Source organism: Stenotrophomonas sp. GD04024 (assembly GCF_029837545.1).
Taxonomy (GTDB): domain Bacteria; phylum Pseudomonadota; class Gammaproteobacteria; order Xanthomonadales; family Xanthomonadaceae; genus Stenotrophomonas; species Stenotrophomonas forensis.
The window spans coordinates 1-5552 of record NZ_JAOEDV010000136.1; the positions used below are offsets into that span (position 1 = coordinate 1).

Genomic DNA, 5552 nt, shown 5'->3' on the forward strand with positions numbered 1-5552 from the left:
CTGCGTCCCTCTCGAACAGGAACTTGACCAGTTCGCCTTCCAGGAACGCGCGGTGCTCCGGCGTGCGGGGCGAAAGGCGGTTTTCGTTGATCAGCATGGTCTGGTGCGCCAGCCACGCCGCCCAGGCTTGCTTGCCGATGTTGTTGAAGATGCGCTGGCCCAGTTCGCCGGGGTAGGGCACGAAGTCCAGGCCCTCGGCATCGCGTTGTTCGTACTGGCAGAAGACGGTTCGGGACATGGCACTCACTCGTGGTTGCGGGGTTTCTTGGAATTTCGTTTTGGCGCTTTGATGGTGGCGCCATCGAGCAGCTTGCGGATCGGCGCGGGCAGGCCCAGCGCGGGAAGTTCGTCGGCGGCGACCCAGCGCAGCGTGGGTTCCTCCACGCGCAGCCCGTGTACCTGCCGCGACAGTATCTGCAGATGCAGCTTGTAGTGGCTGAAGGTGTGCTGCAGCACCGGCAGTTCCTCGGCATCTTCCAGTGAGCCGTCGACGTGCGCATCGAACCAGTCCTGCAGCACGCTGCCGGCCTCCGCCTGTGGCAGGGTCCACAGCTGTGCCCAGATGCCGGTGTCCGGCCGCTTTTGCAGCAGTACGCGCTGCCGGGCGTCGCGCAGCAGCAGCGCCACCGCTTCGCGTTCGGGCAGCGTCTTGCCGGGCTTGGGCGTGGGCAGTTCGGCAGTGCGGCCTTCGCGGCGCGCAACGCAGTCGTCGTGCAGCGGGCAGATCACGCAGGCCGGTTTCGCGCGGCTGCAGACGGTCGCGCCCAGGTCCATCTGCGCCTGGGTGTAGTCGGCCATGCGTCCGGCTGGGACCTGCGCCACATGTGCCTCGGCGATCGCCCACAGCTGCTTCTCGATGGCCGGCAGGCCGGGGAAGCCGTCGATGCCGTGGTAGCGGCTGAGTACGCGCTTGACGTTGCCGTCGAGGATTGCGAACGGGTCGTTCCAGGCCTGGCTGAGGATCGCGCCAGCGGTGCTGCGGCCGATGCCGGGCAGCGCGTGCAGTGCATCGAAATCGCGCGGCAGGTCGCCGCCGTGCAGTTCCACGCAGCGCTTGGCCGCGGCGTGCAGGTTGCGTGCGCGGGCGTAGTAGCCGAGCCCGGCCCACTGCGCCATCAGCGCGTCGTTGCTGGCCGCGGCAAGGTCGGGCAGGGTCGGGAAGTGCTGCAGGAACCGCTGGAAATACGGGATGACCGTGGCCACCTGGGTCTGCTGCAGCATGATCTCCGACAGCCAGACCCGGTACGGGCTGCGCGGGTGCTGCCAGGGCAGGTCGTGGCGGCCGTGGCCGTCGAACCAGTGCAGCAGGCGGGCAACGAAGCCGTCTTGCTGGGCAGTGTCGGCGCTGGCGTGCGGCTGGCGTGGCATCGGTGTTCCGGAGGAGGGCAGCCACCTTGGAGTGGCTCTACCGGTTCCAGTAGAGCCACCCCACGGGTGGCTGCGCGGTGTATCAGCCGCCCAGCGCTTCAGGCAGCAGGGCGTCGACGAAGGCTTCCGGATCGAACACGCGCAGATCTTCCGGGCGCTCGCCGATGCCGGCGAAGCGGATCGGGATGCCGAACTCGCGGGCCAGCGCGAACACCACGCCGCCCTTGGCGGTGCCGTCCAGCTTGGTCACCACCAGGCCGGTCACGTTCACCGCGGCATTGAACTGGCGCAGCTGCGACAGCGCGTTCTGGCCGGTGGTGCCATCGATCACCATCAGCACTTCGTGCGGGGCGGTGGGGTCGATTTTGCCGAGCACGCGGCGGATCTTGCCCAGTTCGTTCATCAGCCCGGACTGGGTGTGCAGGCGGCCGGCGGTGTCGGCGATCAGCACCGAGGTGCCGCGGGCCTTGCCGGCCTGCAGCGCATCGAATGCCACCGATGCGGCATCGGCGTTCTGCCCCTGGGCGACCACGGCCACGCCGTTGCGCTCGCCCCAGGCCTGCAGCTGGGCCACGGCGGCGGCGCGGAAGGTATCGCCGGCGGCCAGCATCAGGCTGTGGCCGTCGTCCTTGAAGCGTTTGGCCAGCTTGCCGATGGTGGTGGTCTTGCCGACGCCGTTGACACCGACGGTGAGCACCACGAAAGGCTTGGCGTTGCGATCGATCACCAGCGGCTTGGCCACCGGCTGCAGGATCGCGATCAGTTCGCTGCGCAGCGCGGCCAGCAGCGCATTGGCGTCGGCGAATTCGCGCGACTTCATGCGCTTGCGCAGGCCCTCTACCAGGTCGGTGGTGGCACCCACGCCGACGTCGGCGGTGATCAGCGCGGTTTCCAGCTCGTCCAGCAGGTCGTCGTCGAGCTTGGGGTTGCGCGAGAACAGGCCGCCGAAGCTGCGTGCGATGACGCTGTTGCGCAGGCGTTCGCGCCAGCCCGGCTTGCCGGCCGGAGCCGGGGCGGCGTCGACCAGCACCGGCAGATCAGCGGCGGGCGCAGCCGGTGCTTCGGCCGGGGTGACCGGCGCCAGCGGCGCGAGCACGGCAGCAGCGGCCAGGGCTTCGGCTTCGAAGTCCTCTGCGGCGATGACGCGTTCCGCAGCCGGCGGTGCCGGTGCGGCGGCCGGCGCTTCGGGCACTGCGACGGGCGCAGGTGCAGGCGTCGGCGCGGCTAGCGGAACGGCCGGGGCTTCTTCGACCGGGGCAGCGGACGGGAATGCCGCCGCCAGCTCTTCAGCCGAGTAGTGCTGGGTCTTGGGCGCCTCCGTTGCGGGGGCGTCCTGGGGCTTCTTGCGACGGAAAAAACTGAGCATTGGCAAAAGGCGCTGAAATCAGAGGGATATGCTACCACTCGGGCCTGTCGGGCCGATGTGGACTCAAGGACGCGGCCTGCCGGCCGTTAACCGGTCCGGAGGGCTGCGCAGGCTGGCCCGGAGACCGCCATGAACAATGTGATGGGAATGGCCCTCGGCGGAATGCGCGCGGCCCAGCAGGGCGTGCAGGTGGCCGCGCACAACGTGGCCAACCTGGCGACCCCCGATGCCCAGCGCCTGCAGCTGCAGCGTGGTGCGGTGGAGCAGGGCGGAGTGCAGGCTGTGGTGACGACCATCGGCACCGCATCCGGCGCGCCGCTGGGTGACCTGCTGGCGGCCCGGGCCGATGTGGTGGCGTTCGCCGCCAACGCCACGGTGATCCGCCGCCAGGACCAGATGCTGGGCTCGCTGCTGGATTGGGAAGCCTGAGGCGACCGGCTTTGGTGGGTGTCAACCTTGGTTGACACGCTCGACCCGCGTTGGTGGGTGCCAACCTTGGTTGGCACGCCTTTGGAGCGCCAACCAAGGTTGGCATCCACCAGAGCAGGAGCGCCAACCAAGGTTGGCATCTACCAGAGCAGGAGCGCCAACCAAGGTTGGCATCTACCAGAGCAGGAATGCCAACCAAGGTTGGCATCCACCAGCACCCGGTAGCGCCGGGCCATGCCCGGCGACCACCCTGTCGGTCAGGCCGACAGTTCCAGCAGCAGCTTGTTCAGGCGCGCCACATAGGCGCCCGGGTCCTTCAGGCTGTCACCGGCGGCCAGTGCGGCCTGGTCGAACAGCACTCGGCCCAGGTCGTCGAAGCGCGTGCCATCGGCTTCGGCATCCAGCTTGGCGATCAGCGGGTGGCCCGGGTTGATCTCCAGCACCGGCTTGCTGTCCGGCACCTTCTGCCCGCTGGCTTCCAGGATCTGGCGCATCTGCAGGCCCAGGTCCTGTTCGCCGATGGCCAGCACCGCCGGCGAATCGGTCAGGCGATGCGACACGCGCACTTCGGCCACATCGTCGCCCAGCACCGTCTTCAGGCGCTCCACCAGGCCCTGCTTGTCCTTGGCCGCCGCTTCCTGCTCCTGCTTGTCCGCTTCGGTTTCCAGCGCGCCCAGGTCGAGGTCGCCACGGGCGATGTCGACGAAGCCCTTGCCGTCGAAATCGGTCAGGTAGCCCATCAGCCACTCGTCGATGCGGTCGGTCAGCAGCAGCACTTCCACGCCCTTCTTGCGGAACACTTCCAGGTGCGGGCTGTTGCGTACCTGGCTGTAGCTCTCGCCGGTCAGGTAGTAGATCTTGTCCTGGCCTTCGGTCATGCGGCCGAGGTAGTCGGCCAGCGACACGCTCTGCGCGTCGCCGTCGCCACGGGTGGAGGCGAAGCGCAGCAGGCCGGCCACCTTCTCGCGGTTGTTGTAGTCCTCGGCCGGGCCTTCCTTCAGTACCTGGCCGAATTCCTTCCAGAACGTGGCGTACTGCTCGGGCTTGTCGGCGGCCAGCTTTTCCAGCATGTCCAGCGAGCGCTTGGTGAGCGCGGCCTTCATCGAATCGATGACCGGGCCGGACTGCAGGATCTCACGCGAGACGTTCAGCGACAGGTCGTTGGAATCGACAACGCCCTTGATGAAGCGCAGGTACAGCGGCAGGAACTGTTCGGCCTGGTCCATCACGAACACGCGCTGCACGTACAGCTTCAGGCCCTTGGGCGCATCGCGGTGGTACAGGTCGAACGGCGCGCGGCCGGGCACGTACAGCAGCGAGGTGTACTCCAGCTTGCCCTCAACCTTGTTGTGGCTCCACGCCAGCGGGTCGCTGTGGTCGTGCGCCACGTGCTTGTAGAACTCGGTGTACTCGGCGTCGCTGATCTCGGTGCGCGGGCGGGTCCACAGCGCGCTGGCGCGGTTGACGGTTTCCCACTCGACTGCTGCACCTTCTTCGCCACCTTCCTTCGGCATCTGGATCGGCAGGCCGATGTGGTCCGAATACTTCTTGAGGATGCTGCGCAGGCGCCAGCCGTCGGCGAAGTCATGCTCGCCGTCCTTCAGGTGCAGCACGATGCGGGTGCCACGCTCGGCCTTGTCGACGGTGGCGACGTCGAAATCGCCTTCGCCGCGCGAACTCCAGCGCACGCCTTCGCCGGCAGCCAGGCCGGCGCGGCGCGAGGTGACTTCCACTTCATCGGCAACGATGAAGGCGCTGTAGAAGCCGACGCCGAACTGGCCGATCAGCTGCGAATCCTTCTTCTGGTCGCCGGACAGCTGGCGCAGGAAGTCACCGGTGCCGGACTTGGCGATGGTGCCGAGGTGGGCGATCGCTTCGGCGCGGCTCATGCCGATGCCGTTGTCTTCGATGGTGATGGTGTGGGCGGCGGGGTCGAAGCTGACGCGCACGCGCAGTTCGCTGTCGCCTTCCAGCAGGGCCGGCTGGGTCAGGGCCTCGAAGCGCAGCTTGTCGGCGGCGTCGGCGGCGTTGGAGACCAGCTCGCGGAGGAAGATTTCCTTGTTGGAATACAGCGAGTGGATCATCAGCTGCAGCAGCTGCTTGACTTCGGTCTGGAAGCCAAGGGTTTCGGTCTGGGTGGTCTCGGTCATCGATAAGGCTCCATGTGCAATGCCGCGCCAGCGCGTGCGGCCTCGCCAAGGGGTATGGCTGATTGTCGCGAAATCAAGGGGTTGGTCTGGCAGGGCTTGCAGCCCTGCACCTGCCGAGGCCGAAGCAACAGCAACAGCAACAGCGGGCATTCCGTGGGATGGCGGGGCGGTGTGGGTTGGCAGGACACGCCGTAAACCCCCAGACCGGCCCAGCCGCTGGCGGCTGTGCGTTCGGGCGC

5 protein-coding genes are annotated in these 5552 nt (G+C 67.7%); 1 reads left to right on the forward strand and 4 read right to left on the reverse strand.

The annotated features are described in order from the left end of the window. The 3 genes from N7590_RS21710 to ftsY form a co-directional block, all read right to left on the reverse strand. A partial coding sequence (locus N7590_RS21710; RefSeq protein ID WP_279935889.1) for an oxidative damage protection protein occupies positions 1 to 238 on the reverse strand: 238 nt, incomplete at its 3' end. 5 nt (positions 239 to 243) lie between these two features. Beyond that, positions 244 to 1368 (reverse strand): A/G-specific adenine glycosylase, encoded by a 1125-nt coding sequence (gene mutY / locus N7590_RS21715; protein ID WP_164241881.1) that lies wholly within the window; start codon positions 1366 to 1368, stop codon positions 244 to 246. Positions 1369 to 1450: 82 nt separating this feature from the next. After that, positions 1451 to 2734 carry a signal recognition particle-docking protein FtsY gene (gene ftsY / locus N7590_RS21720; protein WP_164241880.1) on the reverse strand — a complete coding sequence of 428 codons (1284 nt, stop codon included), beginning with the start codon at positions 2732 to 2734 and terminating at the stop codon, positions 1451 to 1453. 129 nt (positions 2735 to 2863) lie between these two features. Here ftsY and N7590_RS21725 point away from each other — a divergent pair, with 129 nt between their 5' ends. Then, a complete protein-coding gene (locus N7590_RS21725; RefSeq protein ID WP_053511430.1) occupies positions 2864 to 3163 on the forward strand; it encodes a hypothetical protein in 300 nt (99 codons plus the stop codon). Between the two features lie 257 nt (positions 3164 to 3420). Here the strand turns inward: N7590_RS21725 and htpG are convergent, their stop codons facing one another. After that, a complete protein-coding gene (gene htpG / locus N7590_RS21730; protein ID WP_164087919.1) occupies positions 3421 to 5313 on the reverse strand; it encodes a molecular chaperone HtpG in 1893 nt (630 codons plus the stop codon). Positions 5314 to 5552: the final 239 nt, after the last annotated feature.